15 protein-coding genes are annotated in these 19,120 nt (G+C 49.3%); 1 reads left to right on the top strand and 14 read right to left on the bottom strand.

The window, feature by feature from the left end; translation table 11 throughout:
• Positions 1-4: 4 nt before the first annotated feature.
• From ACIFQM_RS09360 to thpR, 14 genes are all read right to left on the bottom strand, one after another.
• The gene (locus ACIFQM_RS09360; RefSeq protein ID WP_430065381.1) at positions 5-1,447 is read right to left on the bottom strand and encodes an O-antigen ligase family protein; all 1,443 of its coding nucleotides are present in this window, start codon (positions 1,445-1,447) and stop codon (positions 5-7) included.
• Positions 1,448-1,452: 5 nt separating this feature from the next.
• Positions 1,453-2,223 carry a WecB/TagA/CpsF family glycosyltransferase gene (locus ACIFQM_RS09355; RefSeq protein WP_430037246.1) on the bottom strand — a complete coding sequence of 257 codons (771 nt, stop codon included), beginning with the start codon at positions 2,221-2,223 and terminating at the stop codon, positions 1,453-1,455.
• A 4-nt stretch (positions 2,224-2,227) separates the two neighbouring features.
• Positions 2,228-3,565 carry an O-antigen ligase family protein gene (locus ACIFQM_RS09350; RefSeq protein WP_430037245.1) on the bottom strand — a complete coding sequence of 446 codons (1,338 nt, stop codon included), beginning with the start codon at positions 3,563-3,565 and terminating at the stop codon, positions 2,228-2,230.
• A gap of 9 nt (positions 3,566-3,574) precedes the next feature.
• On the bottom strand, positions 3,575-4,510 hold the full coding sequence (locus tag ACIFQM_RS09345) for a glycosyltransferase (protein WP_430045709.1): 936 nt from the start codon (positions 4,508-4,510) through the stop codon (positions 3,575-3,577).
• Positions 4,510-5,208, bottom strand: coding sequence for a sugar transferase (locus ACIFQM_RS09340; RefSeq protein ID WP_430037240.1), 699 nt, complete (start codon positions 5,206-5,208; stop codon positions 4,510-4,512). Before ACIFQM_RS09340 ends, ACIFQM_RS09345 begins: the two co-directional genes overlap by 1 nt.
• 16 nt (positions 5,209-5,224) lie before the next feature.
• A complete protein-coding gene (gene galU / locus ACIFQM_RS09335; protein WP_014280252.1) occupies positions 5,225-6,118 on the bottom strand; it encodes a UTP--glucose-1-phosphate uridylyltransferase GalU in 894 nt (297 codons plus the stop codon).
• A 39-nt stretch (positions 6,119-6,157) separates the two neighbouring features.
• A complete protein-coding gene (locus ACIFQM_RS09330; protein ID WP_430037238.1) occupies positions 6,158-6,796 on the bottom strand; it encodes a CpsD/CapB family tyrosine-protein kinase in 639 nt (212 codons plus the stop codon).
• Positions 6,780-7,523, bottom strand: a complete 744-nt coding sequence (locus ACIFQM_RS09325; protein WP_430065344.1) for a YveK family protein — start codon at positions 7,521-7,523, stop codon at positions 6,780-6,782. Before ACIFQM_RS09325 ends, ACIFQM_RS09330 begins: the two co-directional genes overlap by 17 nt.
• A gap of 325 nt (positions 7,524-7,848) precedes the next feature.
• Entirely contained in the window at positions 7,849-8,490 is a 642-nt protein-coding gene (locus ACIFQM_RS09320; RefSeq protein ID WP_430037233.1) for a response regulator, read from the bottom strand.
• Between the two features lie 95 nt (positions 8,491-8,585).
• Entirely contained in the window at positions 8,586-10,223 is a 1,638-nt protein-coding gene (locus tag ACIFQM_RS09315) for a sensor histidine kinase (protein ID WP_430037231.1), read from the bottom strand.
• Positions 10,224-10,547: 324 nt separating this feature from the next.
• Positions 10,548-15,146 carry a glutamate synthase large subunit gene (gene gltB, locus ACIFQM_RS09310; protein ID WP_430065342.1) on the bottom strand — a complete coding sequence of 1,533 codons (4,599 nt, stop codon included), beginning with the start codon at positions 15,144-15,146 and terminating at the stop codon, positions 10,548-10,550.
• Positions 15,147-15,611: 465 nt separating this feature from the next.
• Complete coding sequence (locus tag ACIFQM_RS09305) at positions 15,612-16,295, bottom strand: metal-dependent hydrolase (RefSeq protein ID WP_430037226.1); 684 nt, start codon at positions 16,293-16,295, stop codon at positions 15,612-15,614.
• Between the two features lie 158 nt (positions 16,296-16,453).
• Positions 16,454-17,266: a cell wall hydrolase gene (locus ACIFQM_RS09300; protein WP_430037224.1), complete on the bottom strand. Its 813-nt coding sequence runs from the start codon at positions 17,264-17,266 to the stop codon at positions 16,454-16,456.
• 110 nt (positions 17,267-17,376) lie between these two features.
• Entirely contained in the window at positions 17,377-17,970 is a 594-nt protein-coding gene (gene thpR, locus ACIFQM_RS09295) for an RNA 2',3'-cyclic phosphodiesterase (RefSeq protein ID WP_430037405.1), read from the bottom strand.
• Positions 17,971-18,155: 185 nt separating this feature from the next.
• Here thpR and ACIFQM_RS09290 point away from each other — a divergent pair, with 185 nt between their 5' ends.
• Positions 18,156-19,112, top strand: coding sequence for a D-2-hydroxyacid dehydrogenase (locus tag ACIFQM_RS09290; RefSeq protein ID WP_430065340.1), 957 nt, complete (start codon positions 18,156-18,158; stop codon positions 19,110-19,112).
• Positions 19,113-19,120 lie beyond the last annotated feature (8 nt).

The following is a 19,120-nucleotide window of genomic DNA, read 5'->3' as shown; positions in this document are numbered from 1 at the left end:
GCCTTTACCTTCTTTCCACGATGACATCTTTCGCCCACAGTCCTATACCGATCATCATCCAGATCAGATAGCCGCGCATACCGGGAAAACCGTTATCCGATATGAGACTGGCTACAGCTCCGGCCCACGTAGCCAACGCCAGTCTAATATAAGGCTGGCTGGAATCTCGCTCGGCAATGCGGACAAGGAGGCGCTTGACGATAACGAACAGACCACCGAAGAAAAAGAATGCTCCGAAAATACCGAAGGTGAGAAAAATGGCAATATAGCCATTATCCATAATCCCAAGTTCACCGAGATCGCCGCCGTTATCTAGCTTGGTTCCAATTCCTACACTCCCGATCCCCTGCCCTACCGGATTACCGACAATGGCCGGAAGCATCGTATGCAACAGATCCAGGCGTTCATTGTACGAATGATCCTGTTGAATATCCGTCAACGTTTGCATACGGGCCACCAGACCTTCTGCTCCCGGCAGCTTCGGAACAATGATGTAGAGAAGGAGGCCAACGACAGCAAGTTGAAACAAGGTTTTCCACTTTCCCTTGGAGGATGAAGTGAGGATATATGCCAGTAGCATAACGAATGCAATCAACCAGGCTGAACGTACCAGCGTGATCAAAAGACAAACGACCGTCAGCAGGATTCCGATCCATCCCAAGGTGCCGCGCCACCGTTTTTCCATCAGCATGGGTACAAGCGCCATTGCCAGGAAAATAGCACAGGGACCAGGCGAGTTCATCAATGAGAAAACTCTGATTTGAAGCGGCTCTGGTATACCAATGGAATTCATCTCTACGTTATTCATCCAAAACGCATCCCATGGAGGCACCGTCAAATACTGAATAATGCCGTAAATCGCCACGAGAACGGCAATGTTGGCATAGGAATACAGCAGACGGTCCAGCTCCTTCGCTTTCATGGGCTTAATCGCAAAATAAGGCAGCAATAGCAAAGGAATCACATAGTTGGCCAAATCATAAGCAAAAACGATACCATTTTTGAACAAGCCGACTACACTTCCGTAGGCCAATTCAATACCAAAAAAAACAGCAATTCGGGTTAATGGCTTTTCCGCCTGATGAATGCCACGCAGCACGGGAATAATCAACATGCTGCTGACCAGCAACGGTGCCAAGCTCAATAAGGACACCGAGTGATATGTTCCCTCCAGCCAGTCTGCAATGCGCCGGATTTCCGGTCCTACTGCCCACACCATCAGTGTGTACGGAATCAGCATCCGCGATTGGATGATCGCCAGCAAAAAGGCTGGAAAAACGAGTGCCAGCAATATGGCTCCCTGCTGGCTCATGGTGGGATTCATCTTGGCGCTGACAAATCCGATGGCGAGTGGTAGCATACAAGCCAGCACTCCCATGCCGATCATGCCGATTCCACGCCGATTTCCTAACCAAACGGAAATCTGCTGATCTGCCAGCCGAGTCATATTTCTCACCCCTGACCTCCCTTCACCCGGTTCCGCTTGAATATTTCCTTAAACAGCAGAACGAGAAACTGGGAATCCTCAATCAAGTACCTTTTCCACAAACGTTTAGGCTCCTGAGACAACCGCCAAAACCATTCAAATCCCGTCTTCTGCATCAGCTCCGGGGCACGTTTCACATTTCCCGACAGAAAATCAAACGTAGCTCCTACCCCTATCGAAATCGGAGCGCGATATGTCTCGTAATATCTGTAAATCCATTTTTCCTGTTTAGGTGCGCCTACGCCGACAAAAACGATGTCCGGACGAGCCTCTTGCAGCAATTGGACAATGTGTCTGTTCTCTTCCTCATTTTTCTCAAAGCCATAGGAAGGAGAGTAGCAGCCCACTATATTCATGTTTGGGTACAACTCCTGAAGATTGAGCATCGCCTTCTCGGGAATACCGTCCGCCGCCCCCAGAAAAAACAACCGATAGCCTCGATCCTCAAAAGCCTCCCCCAGCCGGGTGAACAGATCGGAGCCTGACACCTTTTGCTTGAGGGGCTTTTTCAGCAATCTGGACGCCCATATAATGGGCATTCCATCGGCCACCACAGCTCCTGCATCGGAATATACCTTGCGGAATTCATCATCCTTGCGAAGCTTGATCACATGATCGACATTACAGGTTAAAATGTAGGAATGACGCTGATGCTCAATAGAAGTATCTATAAATTCGAGTAGATCGTTAAAATCATAATTATCAAAGTTGACATCGAACATGTTCACTCTGCTCATCGTATCACTTCTCTTTGCGAAAATCGGTTTGAGTAGATGTCTGGTATAAAGCGTTCAAATACCAGCAAAATGGAATAATCATCTGAACCGTCGACAACGTGTTATCTGAAAACGAATAAATCAGAAAGCCCGCAATCAAGCTTGCAAAATAAGGTTTGATTGGCTTGGCAAGCGACCGGTAAATGAGAACGAACACGACCAGCAATGAAAGCATCAATAACCCACAGCCGATATATCCCGTGTCAAAATAAAAGCGAATATACTCGTTATGCGGCACGACAAAGCCTTTGAATAACGTCCCGTCGTTCGCAACCGTCACCGCGCCAAGACCCCTGCCTGACCACGGATAATCCTGTACTCTGTTTAAGAAATATTCCCATGCCTCCGAGCGTCCCGACAGGTCAATTCCCGTATCGGTCTCCCGCTCGAAGGAGCGTTTTTTTAAATTGTTCCATTGCAGGGCCACCGCCCCCAGAGCAATCAAAAACGATCCGGCCAGCGGTAGCAAATAATTGACTTTCCCCTTGAGATACTGCCTGGCGATATCGAACAGATACACAGCAAACATGAGCAACAGTGCCAGAATCGGGCCGCGTGTGCCGGTGGCAATCAGAATCAAAAAATTCAGCGCCAGCACTGTATAATAAAAGGCAGCTTGCTGCGGCTTGCGTTTGACCTCAATCAGCGAGACGGCAATCCCGAGAAAGGAGAGCATCGCCAGATGCGGCGGAATGTTCGCCCCCTGTACTCTCACTGCTCCCGTAAATTCCACATCGGTAAACGAATGCAGCCCTACGACCTGTAAACCGAGTCCAACGACCACACTAATGATCGGCAGCAGGCTGATCAACCGGATATGCTTTTCCGCCACCTCCTTCTTCCACTGGATCAGTAAAAAAAAGAAGGGCAACGATAGTCCGACGAACGCCTTCACTGCAATCGAGTTCGTCAGCGTAGGCAGCCATGCTGAAAATCCAAATGTAATCCCCAGCATGATCACCAATGCCCAGATCGGATAGCTAAATTTAAGGCGTATGCCGTAAACGAGCATGCACGGTACCAGCAAGGCCAAAATCCCCAATTTGTATAATGACAAAATCTCGATACCGAATACGCCACCCTGATACAAGGAATCCACCGATACCGCCGTGCTCAGCAGAACTGCGTAGCTGATGCGCTCCGGATGATGGATAGAAACGGCCAGCAGAAGCAGTAAGCATACCGCCGCAATGCTGGCCACCGGCTGATAAGTAGCCGCAATTCCTACAGCAAGAGCGCCCAGAAGAAAAATGAAAACATGCTGTATTGTGTTTATTCTCGAAGTCCAAGGATAGTTGCTCATGATCAATCTTCACCCCGCAGCTGACTCGCTTTTCCGGTTGCGCAGCGTATCCAGGGTTCCCCGTATACTTTCAAATCTGCACCGGTTTAACAGCTTTCTGCCCTCAGTACGTGCCAGCAGGGAGTCCACCGTGTTGTATAGCCATTTGGCTGCCGTCTTCGCCATCAGCATCACGTTGCCGTGCAGGCCTGCGGCCTGAACTGCGTGAGACATGCCCTGACAGTAGTAACGATTCATGATCCATTCCTTCGTCAACCGTGCAGCCGGAACAAAATGCTTCACAGCCATGTGAGGATGATACATGATCGTTCCGCCATTTTTACGAATCTGCTCGAATACCCACGACTCTTCACCAGATAAGAGAATGTCTCCCTTTCTTCCCAAATGAAGCGGGAACATCACGGCAGCAAAAGCCGTTTTGCGCATGGCCATATTCGCTCCGAACGGATTCAGTCCCGCCGGATATTCGCGGATGGCTTTTCCCAAGTCAATAATCGTGTAAGGCAGCTCAAGCGGCCCTGTCAGCCAGCCCGGTCGTTCCGTTTCAAACAAAGGATCTATCTTCCCGCCCATGGCCGTCAGCTCGGGATTGTTCCCGAAGGTCGACATAATCGTTTGCAGCCATGTAACACACGGGATCGCATCATCATCCAGAAAAGCAATGACTTCTGCCCTCGATAACGTAATGCCCGCATTACGAGCGGCTGATAACCCTTGCTCGCGCTCAAAATGATACCGAAGGTGAATATCCTGACCGTGCTCGACATTAAATCTTTTGATCGTCGCCGCCGTATGATCGGTGGAGCGATTATCGACCACAATGATCTCAGCCAGCGCAAGGTCGTTCAGCTCCAGCAGGGACATTAGCGTTTTTTCCAGCAGGTCCGCCCGGTTATAGGTGCAAATAACGACGGACACTGCGGGACACCGCTTGAATGCATCCATCAGTAAGCATCCTTGGAGAACAGCATTTTAATGCCTGTTTTCATGATGATTTTCAGATCGAGCCACGTATTCCGAACATGGATATACTTCAAATCCATCTGCACCATTTCTTCGAAGCCTACACTGTTACGTGCGCTCACCTGCCAGTAGCCGGTACATCCCGGTGTGACAATCAGGCGTTGCTTGTCATAATCGGAGTATTGCTCAACCTCGCTCGGCAATGGCGGACGCGGACCCACTAACGTCATATCCCCGACCAGCACATTCCACAGCTGCGGAATCTCATCAATACTCGTCTTGCGCAAAAAGCTGCCAATCTTCGTAATCCGCGGATCGTTTTTAATTTTGAACATGGCGCCGCTCACTTCATTCAGCTCCATCAAGTCCTTTTTTAGCTCCTCGGCATTGGACACCATCGAACGGAATTTATACATGTTGAATAGCTTCTCGTTCTTGCCCACCCGAATTTGCTTGAAAAACACGCTTCCCTTCGGATCCTCGAGCCTGATCAAAACACCCACCACGATAAAAAGCGGCAGTAATACGATCAAACCCACGAAAGACAGCAACATGTCGAGCAATCGCTTGGTTACCAGGTAAGACGTTTTATCCTGAATTTGTGTATTTCCGTATGGCATGTAAAACGCTTTACCTGACATGACAGCCTCGCCGTCCTCCGGTAAATTTTCCATGCTCATGCTGACGTACCCCCTCTCAACCTGCCGTGGTTGCTTTCTCGGTCTTTTTCAGCCACTCGTGCATGGCCTCTATAACCGGATACTTCAAATCATCGCTAGCAAGTGCAAATTCAAGTGTGGTCAAAATATAACCAAGACGCTCACCCACGTCGTAGCGTGTTCCTTCAAAATCGTAGGCGTACACGCGCTCGCTTTGATTCAGCTTTTGGATGGCATCGGTCAACTGGATTTCGCCGCCCGCCCCTTTTTCCTGAAGATCAAGATATTTGAAAATTTTAGGTGAGAATACATAACGGCCCATAATAGCCAGATCGGAAGGCGCTGTGCCTGGAGCCGGTTTTTCTATAAAATTATTTACCCGATACAGACGTCCGTCCTGTTGATCCGGTTCAATGATGCCGTAGCGATTCGTGAATTCCTGCGGTACCCGCTGTACACCGATGACGGAATTTTGAGTTTCCTCATACTGATCCATCAGCTGACGCAGGCAAGGCTTCTGACCTGTTACGATATCATCACCCAGCAGTACGCCAAACGGCTCGTCCCCGATAAAGCGCCTTGCGCACCATACCGCATGTCCCAGACCTTTGGGTTCTTTCTGGCGAATGTAGTGAATTTCTACTCCCGAAGAACGCTGAACCTCTTCCAGAAGCTTCAGCTTGCCGTCCTCCAGCAGCTTCGATTCCAACTCAAATGCGTTGTCAAAGTGATCCTCAATCGCACGCTTGCCTTTGCCCGTTACGATAATAATGTCCTCAATACCGGAAGCAATTGCTTCTTCCACGATATATTGAATTGTGGGCTTATTGATAATCGGAAGCATTTCCTTAGGCATTGCCTTGGTCGCAGGAAGGAAGCGCGTACCCAACCCTGCTGCTGGAATAATGGCCTTTTTCACTCTTTTCGTCATCGCACTCATTCTCCTTGCTTCATCGAATTTTGGTGTTGCTTACTTCACCTGATTCATCACAATTCCAACCAGTGTCGCACCGGCCTGATCCATGAGTTGCTTTGTTTTGCGTAAATCTTCCCGTTTGGTCCGGGCGTGTCTGGCGACGAGAATCACACCATCCGTCAAGCTTGCGACCAGCCGGGCATCCGTGTAGTTCAGCGCCGGAGCCGAGTCGAGCAGTATGATGTCATATTCGCGTTTTAGCTCCTCAAGCAGCTCCACCATGCGTTCACTGCCGAGCAAGTCAGCCGCATTGTACAAGGTGTCTCCGCCGGGAATAATAGACAGCTCCGGCACGCCATGTCTGACGATGGACTTGGAAGCAGCTCCACCGCGCAAATAAGCCGTTAAACCTCCGGTATTCTCCAATCCGAATATCTCGTGCAACGCTGGTGTATGGAGATTGCAATCCACCAGAGCCACCCTCCTGCCTTCTTGTGCAAAGGAAACGCCGATGTTGGCGAGCAGCGTTGTTTTGCCCGCTCCACTTTCTGGCGAGGTCAGCAGCAGAACCGTCCCGCGGTCCGTCTGCGTGATGACCTGCTGCCGAATGTATGTACGGAGGGAACGGAAGGATTCCGAGACATACGATGAAGGGTTGCTTTCTGTAATCAACATGTCATTCAATCGCAGCATATTTACGCTCCCCTACCCGTTCTTTGGAATTTCCGGCTGCGCCGTCGATGTCCTTCTTACGAATGACCGGGATGGATGCAATCACCGGAATACCGATGTCCGCATCTGCCTCTTTATCCGTGCGCAGCGTACCGTTGATGCTTTCCAGAAACACAATCGTGCCCAGTGCAATCATCAGCGATACGAGAAAGCTAATCGCAATATTCATGAGCGGATTGCCATTGATCGGGTCAGGATTGGCCCGCGGGTCCGCCTCATTCAAGATTTTCACATTATTCAATTCCATCAGTCCCGGAACCGTCTGCACGAATTTCTGGGTTACCGCATTGACAACAGCGGCGGCCTGTGGATAACTCCCTGCCTCAAACGTCAAGCCGATGACCTGACTTTTATCCGAGGTTTTGACCTGTAGCTTTTCTGCCAGCTTTTGCTGCGTCAAGCCGAATTCGGGATGAGCCGTTACGACAGCCTCCATAATTTTGGGTGAAGTGAGAATTTGCTTGTAGCTTTCCACCAAATTAAGACTTGTGTTGACGTCGTTCAGATTGTTGCTTCCCTGCTTACCGGAAATATGGTTAACCAGCAGCTGACTTGAGGCGGAATAGACCGGTTTCACGACATTGTCGCTCACAAAGTAAGTCGTTACGCATGAGAGAATGACAAAAATCGCAATCAGCCACAATCTTTTTTTGATTAGGACCAGATAATCCAAAATGGTTTTCTCCACAAAAATCCTCCCTCCCATACTATTTTTCTTCTTATTTTAATGATGATCTAATTGTAACAAGCTGCTGTGGGAACGACATGGAACCGGACGGCACTTTCTCCATCACTACAGGGGGATGAGTTTGTATACTTTTGGCTACGGCATGGTATACTTTTGTACCAGTCTTAGTTGATTATGGAAAAATAAATCGAAAAAAAGCCCCAAAACCACCGAAGCTGGTGATTTTGAGGCTTCTTCTGTTACTCGGTATATAAACTGAACTGGAAAGCTACATGGGCGCACTGTCCAGTCGGACAGGCATTCCATCGCCACCTCCTTCAGCGGTTCACACGCTAGATGTCCTTGGCTCGTACTTCGCCAGCCCAATCGCATTGGCATACAACGCTGCCTGCGTCCGATCCGCCAGCCGCAGCTTGGCCAAAATCTGACTGACATGCTTTTTGACTGTAAATTCGCTGATGAATAACCGGGATGCAATTTCACGGTTGCAGGCTCCCTGTCCCAGCTCGACCAATACTTCCTTTTCCTTAGGTGTCAGGTCGTCTGTCAGATTGCCAGCATCCTCCCGCAGCTTGTTCTCCAGAATAGCAGGATCATAATATTTGCGTCCTTTGTTGACAAGATGAATCGCGTAAATTAGTTCCTCAGGCAAAGCCTCCTTGAGTACGTAGCCGTCCACAGAAGCTTCCTCCGCTTTCAGGAAGTCTTCTCGTGTGGCCGAGGATGTCAGCAAGATAAATTTGCTTCTGAACCCGCGTCCGCGTGCTATTTTGATAATATCCAGACCTGATTCGTCGGCAAGCTTCAAGTCCAGCAGCACCAGATCCGGGTCGGTTTCCTCGATAACCAGAAGTGCTTCCTGTTGATTCTGGGCCTCTCCCGCAAACTGAACATTGGGCTGCATGGATATAACCGCAGCGAGTCCTTTCCGTACTAAAGGATGATCATCGACAATGACAATTTTCATGATTCGGCCTCCTGTCTACAGTTCAGGATTTGCATAATCCCTATGTATCCGATTGTTACCGCAGATTTTTTGTATTGCAGGATGTTCACACATCTTTATTCATAAGCATTTACCGGAATGGACAATCGGATCTGTGTTCCCTCACCGATTCGACTAGAAATATCAAATTCACCTCCCATTGATTGAGCTAAATATTCCATATTCATCATGCCCAGGCCACTGCCTGCGCTGACCACCTCACCCCCTGCAACCATTCTCCCCGTCTCGAACCCTACACCATCATCATGAATAGACAGTCTAATCACTTGGGGCGTCAATTTTAACTTTACATCAATCCGTTTCGCCAGCCCATGCCGGATTGCGTTACCTGCGGCTTCGGATATGATACGAAATAAAGCCTTTTGATACAAGTACGGCAGTGAAAAATGATCCCCATGAATATCAAAGTCAATCTGTACATGATTCAGCTTGGACAGCGTATGCAGATGGCTTTTCACTGTTCCTAACCAAGTCGGGCCCCCGCTCTTTTTCGAGCTTAAGCTATGAATGGCCCCTTTTAGCTCTCTTACTGCCTGATTGGCGGATTGCTGAATCAGCTCAATTTGTTCCTCCACCTGCTCCTTCGACTGATCATGCCATGTCTGCCGAAGTGAATGCGTCGCGTACACAATGCCAAAAAGACTCTGTGATACATTATCATGCATTTCATTCGCAATCCGGTTCTGCTCATTCGTCACAATCAACTGATTTTCGATACGCTCCAGCTCATAGCGCTCCAAAAACACGGCGCTCAGCTCAGCGAGGAATATCAGTTGCTGAACGAGCCAGCGCCTTCCCGTCAGACTTTGATCCGGGCCCAGCTTGAGTCCGATGGTCGCTACAAAACGAGTCGTCATCGGTACCGTGATCATGAGAAAATCGCCCCATTCCGGCAGATGCCTGAAAAATGGCTCCCGCTCTTCCCTGAATTCCTCACGATAATTCCCCAGCTCCTCGAATAGCTGCTCCTCTTCCTCCACCGTCCAACCTGTCTGACTGCTCTCCGGCGCATCCTCCTCCTGACTGTCCAACCAGAAAAACGCGCGGCTCTGCTTCGTCAGCTTAACCGTGTAGTCCGAGATGACCTGCCCCAGATTCAATGCCTCGTTGTGGCTGGTCGTCTCCATGATGTGGTAAATCGACTTAATATGCTCCATCGTCTCATTAGCTTGCTCCTTCGCCATCTTCAACTCATTCTTCATGACACCGATCACCTGCATCGCCATCGTGGTCACAATCAGCACCAGAAATAAATTCGCATTTTGTAACACCATATCCCACAAAAAATATTGACCTGGTGTAAAAAAGATATAACAAAATGTGAGTACCAGGCCGATATAGGAAAGAAGGAGCGTCCAACTGTACCTCATAGAAAGATGAGCACAAGCCACCAACATAGGAGTAATCACATACCATTTGAACGGACTATCCATCCCTCCCGTCGGGAGCAGCAACAAAATGATCCCTGCGGTTTCCAGAGCAATGCAACATTTCAGTACCATATCATGAAGTCTGTACTTGCGGTAAATCCACGTAAATAATGTAACAGATAAAAATAGAAACACAATGAGTAATAACTTCTGCCACACGATTAATCCGGATGATTCGAACAGAAATACAAGCGACGTTAAAGATACTGATACATACCTGTACAAAAAAATCATTTGGTCTTCTGCTGACTTCTTCAACTTCATCCTGTCACCCTATTCTGTGTTTTGAAGTGACGATGGGCATACTAGATTTGCATGTGTACTCTAAAAAAATCATAACCAATCCAAAAATAAATAACAAGACATAAACTCTAACGTAAACGGTTACATTCCAAAAAAAATGACACTTTTTATAACATATTTACCGTTTCAGGAAAACATTTTGGGGGTAATGTCAGAAACTATAACGTTTGTCAAGGACATAAATCATGTTTTCAAGGAACTAAAAAAGGGACTTGCTGGTACTACCGTGATCTTAACAACGGTATTCAGCAAGTCCTTTTTTAGTGAATTTGGTGAGGGGCTTCATTAACCCCCGGCACGCGCCAGTTCACGCATATTGGCTTCAAATGCAGCCAGCAGAGCCTCATCCCCGCTCAAGCCGGTCGCCTCTTCTTTTTGTATCTGTTCTACCATACGCTTGTAATCCTTTGGAATCACCCGTACAAACTGCTGAATCGCAGTCTGCCAGTCATCCAAAATACGTTGTCCAGCTTCACTGCCTGTGTACGTGACGTGGCGCTGAATCAGACCGCGCAGATCCGCTGCTTCCGCAGGGTCTTCCACGCCTTCCAGCAACACCATTTCCAGGTTACAACGGCTCAGGAACGTCCCCTGAGGGTCATAGACGTATGCAATGCCTCCAGACATCCCGGCTCCAAAATTACGTCCAGTCTCGCCAAGTACAGCTACACGTCCGCCTGTCATATACTCACAGCCATGATCGCCGACACCCTCGACGACGATACGTGCGCCGGAGTTCCGAACGGCAAAGCGCTCTCCTGCAATTCCGCTAATATAAGCTTCCCCGCTGGTCGCTCCATACAAAGCCGTATTTCCGATAATAATGTTCTCTTCTGCCTTAAAGGTCGCTTTGTGAGATTTCTTCACAATAACCTTACCACCGGATAGCCCTTTACCTACATAGTCATTGCTGTCGCCTTCAACGCTCAGCGTGATGCCCTTCGGAATAAAAGCTCCGAAGCTCTGACCTGCTGATCCGATGAAGTTAAAGCGAATCGTATCCTCAGGCAAACCCGCCGCTCCGTACTTGCGGGTGACCTCGCTGCCCAGAATCGTGCCTACGGCCCGATTCACGTTCGTTATAGGCATGGTGGCCTCTACAGCTGTTCCGTTCTCCAACGCCCCAGCAGCCATCGGTACGAGCCTCTGCATATCGAGTGTTTCTTCCAGCCCGTGGTTTTGGCGTTGTACGCGGTAACGTACACTGCCGTCTTCCAGCTCAGGAACATGCAGCAGCAAGCTCAGATCGACGCCTTTCTTCTTCCAGTGCGAATCGGCGTTCACGGTATCCAGACAGTCCGTACGTCCGATCATTTCCTGAATCGTGCGGAAGCCCAGCTCCGCCATAATTTCGCGGACATCTTCTGCGATGAAACGCATAAAATTCACCACATGGGCAGGATCGCCCATATAATTTTTGCGCAGCTCCGGATTCTGTGTAGCCACACCAACCGGACAGGTGTCCATTTGGCATACCCGCATCATAATACAGCCTAACGCCACAAGCGGCGCTGTAGAGAAGCCATATTCTTCTGCACCCAGCAGGGCAGCTACCACCAGATCGCGGCCGGACAGCATCTTGCCGTCTGTCTCCAGCACTACACGGTCGCGCAGGTTGTTCAGCATCAGCGTCTGATGCGTTTCGGCCAGACCCAGCTCCCAAGGCATACCCGCATGGCGAATGGAGCCTTGCGGAGAAGCCCCTGTACCTCCGTCATAGCCGCTGACCAGAATAATGTCAGCACGGCCTTTAGCCACTCCTGTTGCAATCGTACCTACGCCCACCTCTGACACCAGCTTCACGTTAATGTCAGCACGCGGGTTGGCGTTTTTGAGATCGTAGATCAGCTCTGCCAAATCCTCGATAGAATAAATATCGTGATGCGGTGGCGGCGAAATCAGTCCCACGCCCGGCGTAGAACCACGTACCTCAGCCACCCAAGGATACACCTTGCGTCCTGGCAGCTGTCCGCCTTCGCCCGGCTTCGCGCCTTGCGCCATTTTGATCTGAATTTCGTCAGCGTTCACCAAATAATTCGACGTTACACCAAATCGACCTGATGCCACCTGCTTGATCGAGCTGCGGCGAGAATCGCCATTGGCATCCGGAATGAAACGTGCAGGGTTTTCCCCACCTTCACCTGTGTTGCTCTTGCCGCCGATACGGTTCATCGCAATCGCCATATCCTCATGCGCTTCCTGACTGATTGAGCCGAAGGACATAGCCCCCGTCTTAAAACGACGCATAATCGATGCAGCAGATTCCACTTCTTCCAGTGGCACAGACTTACCCGCAGGCTTCAACTGAAGCATGGAGCGGATCGTCAAATGCTGTTCCGTTTCACCCTGCACCAGCTTGGCGTATTTCTTGTACAGCTTATAGTCCCCCGAGCGAACCGACTGCTGGAGCAAATGTACCGTCTGCGGATTAAACAAATGCTCTTCTCCATCGTTACGCCATTGATATTCGCCACCTGAATCCAGCACCTTGTCGTTACCGTCCTTGTCAGTAAAAGCACGATTGTGGTGAGCCAGCGCTTCCACCGTGACTTCCTCCAGACCGATACCGCCAATGCGGGAAGGTGTCCAGGTGAAGTAGCGATCAACGAAATCCTGTTGGAGACCTACGGCCTCAAAAATTTGTGCTCCACGGTACGACTGAATCGTGGAAATACCCATTTTGGACAATATTTTAACGACACCCTTAGTGGCCGCTTTAATATAATTTTTAATTGCTTTTTCATGCGAGACACCGCGCAGCAAGCCCTGCTGAATCATGACATCCAGCGTTTCGAAAGCCAGATACGGATTAACCGCACTCACGCCGTAACCAAGCAGCACCGCGTAATGATGAATATCCCTCGGCTCACCGGACTCCAGCAAAATACTTACACGTGTGCGTGTACCCTGCTTGATCAAGTGGTGATGCAGGCTGGAGACAGCCAGCAACGCCGGAATGGCTGCATTCTCTGCATCCACTCCACGGTCGGACAGAATCAGGATGTTATGACCCTTGTCAATGACACGATCAGCCGCCTCAAACAGTCCTTCGAGTGCCTTACGCAAGCCTTCTGCGCCCTCCTTCGCTTCAAAGAAGATCGGAATCGTCATCGACTTAAAGCCTGGACGGTGTACGTGACGAATTTTGGCAAATTCCTCATTCGACAGCACCGGTGAATCCAGACGAATCTGACGGCAGCTTTCCGGTTCTGGATGCAGCAGATTGCGCTCAGGTCCAATCGTAGTTGCCGTGGACGTTACAATCTCTTCCCGAATGGCATCAATCGGCGGATTCGTGACTTGCGCAAACATTTGTTTAAAATAGTTGTACAAACGCTGCGGACGGTCAGACAGCACCGCCAGTGGAGCGTCATACCCCATCGAGCCAATCGGTTCCGCACCTGTGAGCGCCATCGGCTCCAGTATCTTGCGCAGCTCTTCAAACGTATAGCCAAAAGCGAGCTGAAGCTGGTTCACATTCTCATGCTTTGGCTCCGGCTGCTCCAGCGCTTCCGGCAACTCATCCAGATTGACCAGATGCTCATCCAGCCATTCCTGGTAAGGCTCCTCGGAAGCGATACGCTCCTTCAACTCTTCGTCGGAAATGATGCGGCCCTCCTGGGTATCGACCAGCAGCATCCGTCCCGGACGAAGACGATCCTTGTACAGTACATTTTCAGGAGCAATATCGAGTACACCCGCTTCTGAAGACAACGCGATCAGGTCATCCTTGGTTACATAGTAACGTGCAGGACGCAGGCCATTACGATCCAGAATCGCCCCGATCTGAACACCGTCTGTAAACGCCATCGCAGCCGGTCCGTCCCATGGCTCCATCATCGTGCTGTGATACTCATAAAATGCCCGTTTCTTCCCGTCCATCGTCTCGTGCTTGTTCCAAGGCTCCGGCACCATCATCATGGCTACATGAGGCAGGGAACGTCCACTTAGATACAGAAATTCCAGCGTATTATCAAACATGGCTGTATCTGAGCCATCCGGGTTAATGACCGGTTTTACCTTGCCGATATCTTCGCCAAACGCTTCACTTTCAAACTGGGCCTGACGTGCATGCATCCAGTTCACGTTGCCGCGCATCGTGTTAATTTCACCGTTGTGAATCATAAAACGATAAGGATGCGCACGATCCCAGCTCGGGAACGTGTTGGTACTGAAACGGGAATGGATCAGCGCAATCGCCGATGTCACCCGCTCATCCTGCAAATCCAGATAAAATTTGCCTACCTGCTCGGTTGTAAGCATACCCTTGTACACCACTTTGCGGCATGACAAACTTGGGATATAAAACGACTCACGGTTCTGGTCCTCTTCGTTATAGCGAATGGCAAGCTCCGCCCGTTTGCGAATAACATACAGTTTCCGTTCAAAATCCAGCTCTTCGTTCAAATCGCTGCTGCGACCGATGAACACCTGACGTACGCCCGGTTTGGCCGCTTTCGCCGATTTGCCCAGCATTTCGTCATAGGTCGGAACATCACGGAAGCCCAGACAGTTCTGACCCTCATCTACGATAATATCTCTCAGCTTCTGCTCATGAACTTCACGAACCTTTGGATCATTGGATACAAAAAGCATACCCACGCCGTAATGTCCGGCCTTTGGCAGCTTGAAGCCCAGTCGCTCCGCTTCCTCTTGAAAAAACTGATGCGGCACCTGAATCATAATCCCCGCTCCGTCACCGGAGTTCGGTTCACTTCCCTGACCGCCCCGGTGCTCCATATTGACGAGCATGGTCAAAGCCTGACTTACGATATCGTGCGATGGTTTTCCCTTGATGTGAGCAACAAAGCCCATGCCGCAGGCGTCTTTCTCGAATTGGGGATCGTATAATCCCTGTTTGGGTGGTAAACCTGTCTGTCTCATGGAACGCAACCTTTCTGTTATAAAGTCATGCTGGCCTGAAATACAGGCGACCGAATAGAAGACAGTGGCAACAAGAGGTAACTCAAAGAAAAAACTACGAGGATTGGAGGACAAAACATGTGACGTATTCAAGGCGGTACGGTCCGCCGAATGCGAATGCTTTTCAATAATTATGCACTAGCTTGACTTGAAAAACACGTCGGATCTACTGATGAATCTAATTAGTTCTATCATTTTATCATCGACCTACCATGTTAGCAATTCAAAGTTTTTATGATTGTGATAATAAATCTTTTACATTACAGCTTCAACGTGAAGTTGCAAGAATATACCGTTTTTGTGTATAAATATTCACTTCAAAAAAATCCAGCCTTTCCCATTCCCAAAGGAATAGAAAAGGCTGACAGAGGATATCTATTGAACATTCTGGCGCTCCGACATTTGCTCGCAATTTGGCAATGCGGGTTAAAATTCGAGGCTTTCGCCGGGATTCAGGGCTGTTCCCTTAATCCCTTCTTTGTTAAGACGGTCACAGAAGGCGTTACCGTCCTGCTCGATCCCCGGAAATGTATTGTAATGCACAGGTATTACGCGGCTTGCCCGGAGCCATTTGGCTGCCAGCAGTGCATCCTCCGGTCCCATGGTATAGCCGTCACCAATCGGTAATACCGCAGCATCTATCGAGTTGGTTTCACCAATGAGACGCATATCGCCAAACAGGGCCGTATCGCCAGCATGGAAAAATGTTTTGCCACCTATGGTCAATAAAATGCCCGCAGGCTCACCCATATATATCGTTTGTCCATCCACCGTTAAAGAGGAGCTGTGGAACGCAAGTGTGAATTTTACATGGAAGCCGTCAAATTGGTGACCGCCGCCCAGGTTCATACCGTGAGCCTTGGCTCCCTGAGATGAACAATAGTTAGCCAATTCCGCCACCGCGATTACAGGGCAATCGTTGTGCTTGGCAATTTCGATAGCATCACCAAAATGATCCGCATGACCATGCGTCAACAGCACTGCATCCACCTGAATATCCTCAGCTTTTACTACCGCTTTAGGATTCCCGGTCAAAAAAGGATCAATAATAATCCGTCTGCCCTCTTCCTCCACCAGCACAGCTGAATGCCCGTAATATGTGATTTTCATATCATCTGCCACCTCCATTTTCACTTTCAGAACCTAGGTACCTTTCCATTACCCATTATACCTCTTTTTGCATACAAGCTTCACCTGTACACGAAAAAATACGTTCACCAAGCTGAACCCAGTTGTTAGAAAGGGCTGTTATTCGTAGAAGTATTCCTTTATTTGTAAAAGGTATGATGACCGATTGTTTTCACCTTGGTACGCGAATGATGAACCGTAAGATCCTGAGCCAACGTCAGCGACAGGAAAAAACAGGTATTATCAGGCACGGCTTTATGGCCATTCAAAGCAGCCGTAACCGCACGAATGCTGTCCTGATTGGGCTGAACACGACGAAGACGCCCGTTCGCAACCGGACTAAATTGTGCTTTTTGATAAATCACTGCCTGAATCGTATCGGGAAATGGGGCTGACCGCAGCCGGTTTAAGACAACATTGGCAACTGCCACTTTGCCTTCGTACGGTTCGCCTTCTGCTTCTGCCATGACTATTTTTTGTAGCAGAAGCAGTTCTTTAGCGGAGACAGGGTAGCTCCAGGTAGACAACGCCTTGTCATCCTGAGAGAGCATCTGTGTCTTCGTAAAGTAGATGGTTGTAGGAGGGGTAAGAATTGCGGACTTGCTATGCTGGACTTCAGGCTTTTTCACACCGGTTGCAACATTGCTCCGGGCTTGTCCCGCCTGCTTCATCTGGGAAGCGGGTAACGGAGTCGGCATGATTTGTTTCCAGCTCGGCTGTCCATGAGCCTCAACAAAGATGGGACTTGTCCTGTTTGACCCCTTATGGGTCCCCATCCTGTCCCCGTGTGAAGAAGCCGAAAAATTCCCTGACCAGCTCAGAGATTGCATAGGTGCATTTTTATGATTTTTTTGTGTTTGTTGAACCTCAGCGTAGAGGCCTACCCCCAATATACAAACAAGCAGCACACTCAAAAGAGGTGCAAACCAACGATGTTCTTTAACAATTTCCATAATGTTCCTCCTGTTAACTTTAGGCACATTCTCAGATATGTAACCCAAAACGCGCCTTTTGAATAGCGCTGAAATACTATATCACTAAATTTGCTGATAGATCAAGGGTTTCACCTTAATAATGGGATCGTTTGAATTATTTGGTACATCGGTTTTTGGCCCATTCGGGTCGCGTACAAAACAAATTCTCCCACTTCCCACGGCTCGCCTATCCGGTCATTGGACTGAAACATAGACGCCGGAATAGGCTCCTGCCCTGTATACGAACGTGCTACTGTGATATGGGGCCTGTAAGGCCGTTCCTCGGGCTTAAAACCAAGTGGTTCGGTAGCCTCAACTATGGATTGATGGAGCTGGTTCAAAGAATCCTTCTGCCCCGTAACTCCCCTCCATAGCACACGCGGAAATCCATCTCGTCCAAAAGTCCCCGGTTCGCCAATGCCGAGAGTGAACGCGGAATGTGCAGCCGCCGCCTGAAATAAAGCCTGTTCCAGTTCCGATATATCTTTGGTCGCCACATCCCCCAGGAACTGAAGTGTCACGTGGTAATCCCTGAAATCGGTCCATTTGCGAAAAGAAAGCTCGTTAATATCCTGTTCCACCCAGCGGCTCAGCTCCTTCTTATGCTCGCTCGGGAGAGCAATCGCGGTAAAAAGTCTCTGTGTTTGTGCTATTTGTGGTACTACCGGCGGTACTCCATTCATCGTCATCGTCTTCCTTTCTCCCTAATCAGAGCTATAGTCATTTGTTGTTATCTATGGTGACACAGCAAACTCGTCTTTGCCCACATTTATGCAATCTTTCCGCCAATCTGTTATCCTTGAAGGGATGATTCATCAGAATATATTGGAAAGCTCCAAAGAATCAAAAGCCGAGGAGGTAATGAATCATGGGAAACATCGTCAGTTTACACCAGCTTACCGCAGAGCAAGAAAGGCAAGTTCGTGCAGCGGCTCCGGGCTATGAGCTGATCATTGGTAAAGCCCAAGAGCTGGAGCCTGAACAAATCCGACAGGCAGAGGTCATTTTAGGCTGGTCCAAGCATATTTCCGAAGCGGCTTTGCAGCCAGACAGCAAGCTGAAATGGATACAGACCTGGTCGGCGGGTATTGATAAGCTGCCACTAGCAGAGCTGGAAAAGCGTCATATTTTACTCACCAATACAAGCGGCGTTCATGCCATTCCGATTACGGAGCAAATCTTTGGGATGCTGCTGTCGCATACACGGTATTTGCAGCAAGCAGCTCTCTTGCAGCGTCAGAAAACATGGCAGCCACCGGAAGGCGACCTGACGGAATTACGCGGAAAAACGCTGCTGATTACGGGCGTGGGTGAAATCGGACGTGAAACGGCGCGGATTGCAGAAGCCTTCGGCATGCGAGTGATCGGGGTCCGGCGTACCGGCAAGGATGCCCCTCATGTGAAGCGCATGTATACAACTGAGCAATTACATGAAGCGCTGGGAGCAGCGGATATCGTGGTGAATATTTTGCCGTTCACCGAGGAAACCCGTCATTTCTTTGACGAAAAGGCATTTGCAGCCATGCGTAAGGGAGCCTTCTTCATTAATGTAGGTCGTGGCGGCACTGTCCATACGGATGCACTTGTACGCTCTCTGGAGCAAAAGCATATTGCCTTTGCCGGACTGGATGTATTCGAGGAAGAACCGCTACCCGTGTCGCACCCCCTGTGGAGTCTGGAAAATGTCCTGATCACGCCGCATATTGCAGGCGACACGGACCGCTACGCTGAACGGGCGGTAGATATTTTCCTCACCAATTTGAAAGCCTATGCAGCCGATCAGGAGCTGCCGCTGAATTTGGTCAACTATAAAACTCAGTATTAATAAACCAA

The sequence above is a fragment of the Paenibacillus sp. NRS-1782 genome, assembly GCF_050467685.1.
GTDB classification, from domain to species: domain Bacteria; phylum Bacillota; class Bacilli; order Paenibacillales; family Paenibacillaceae; genus Paenibacillus; species Paenibacillus terrae_A.
This window is presented reverse-complemented; position numbering and strand designations above follow the sequence as displayed.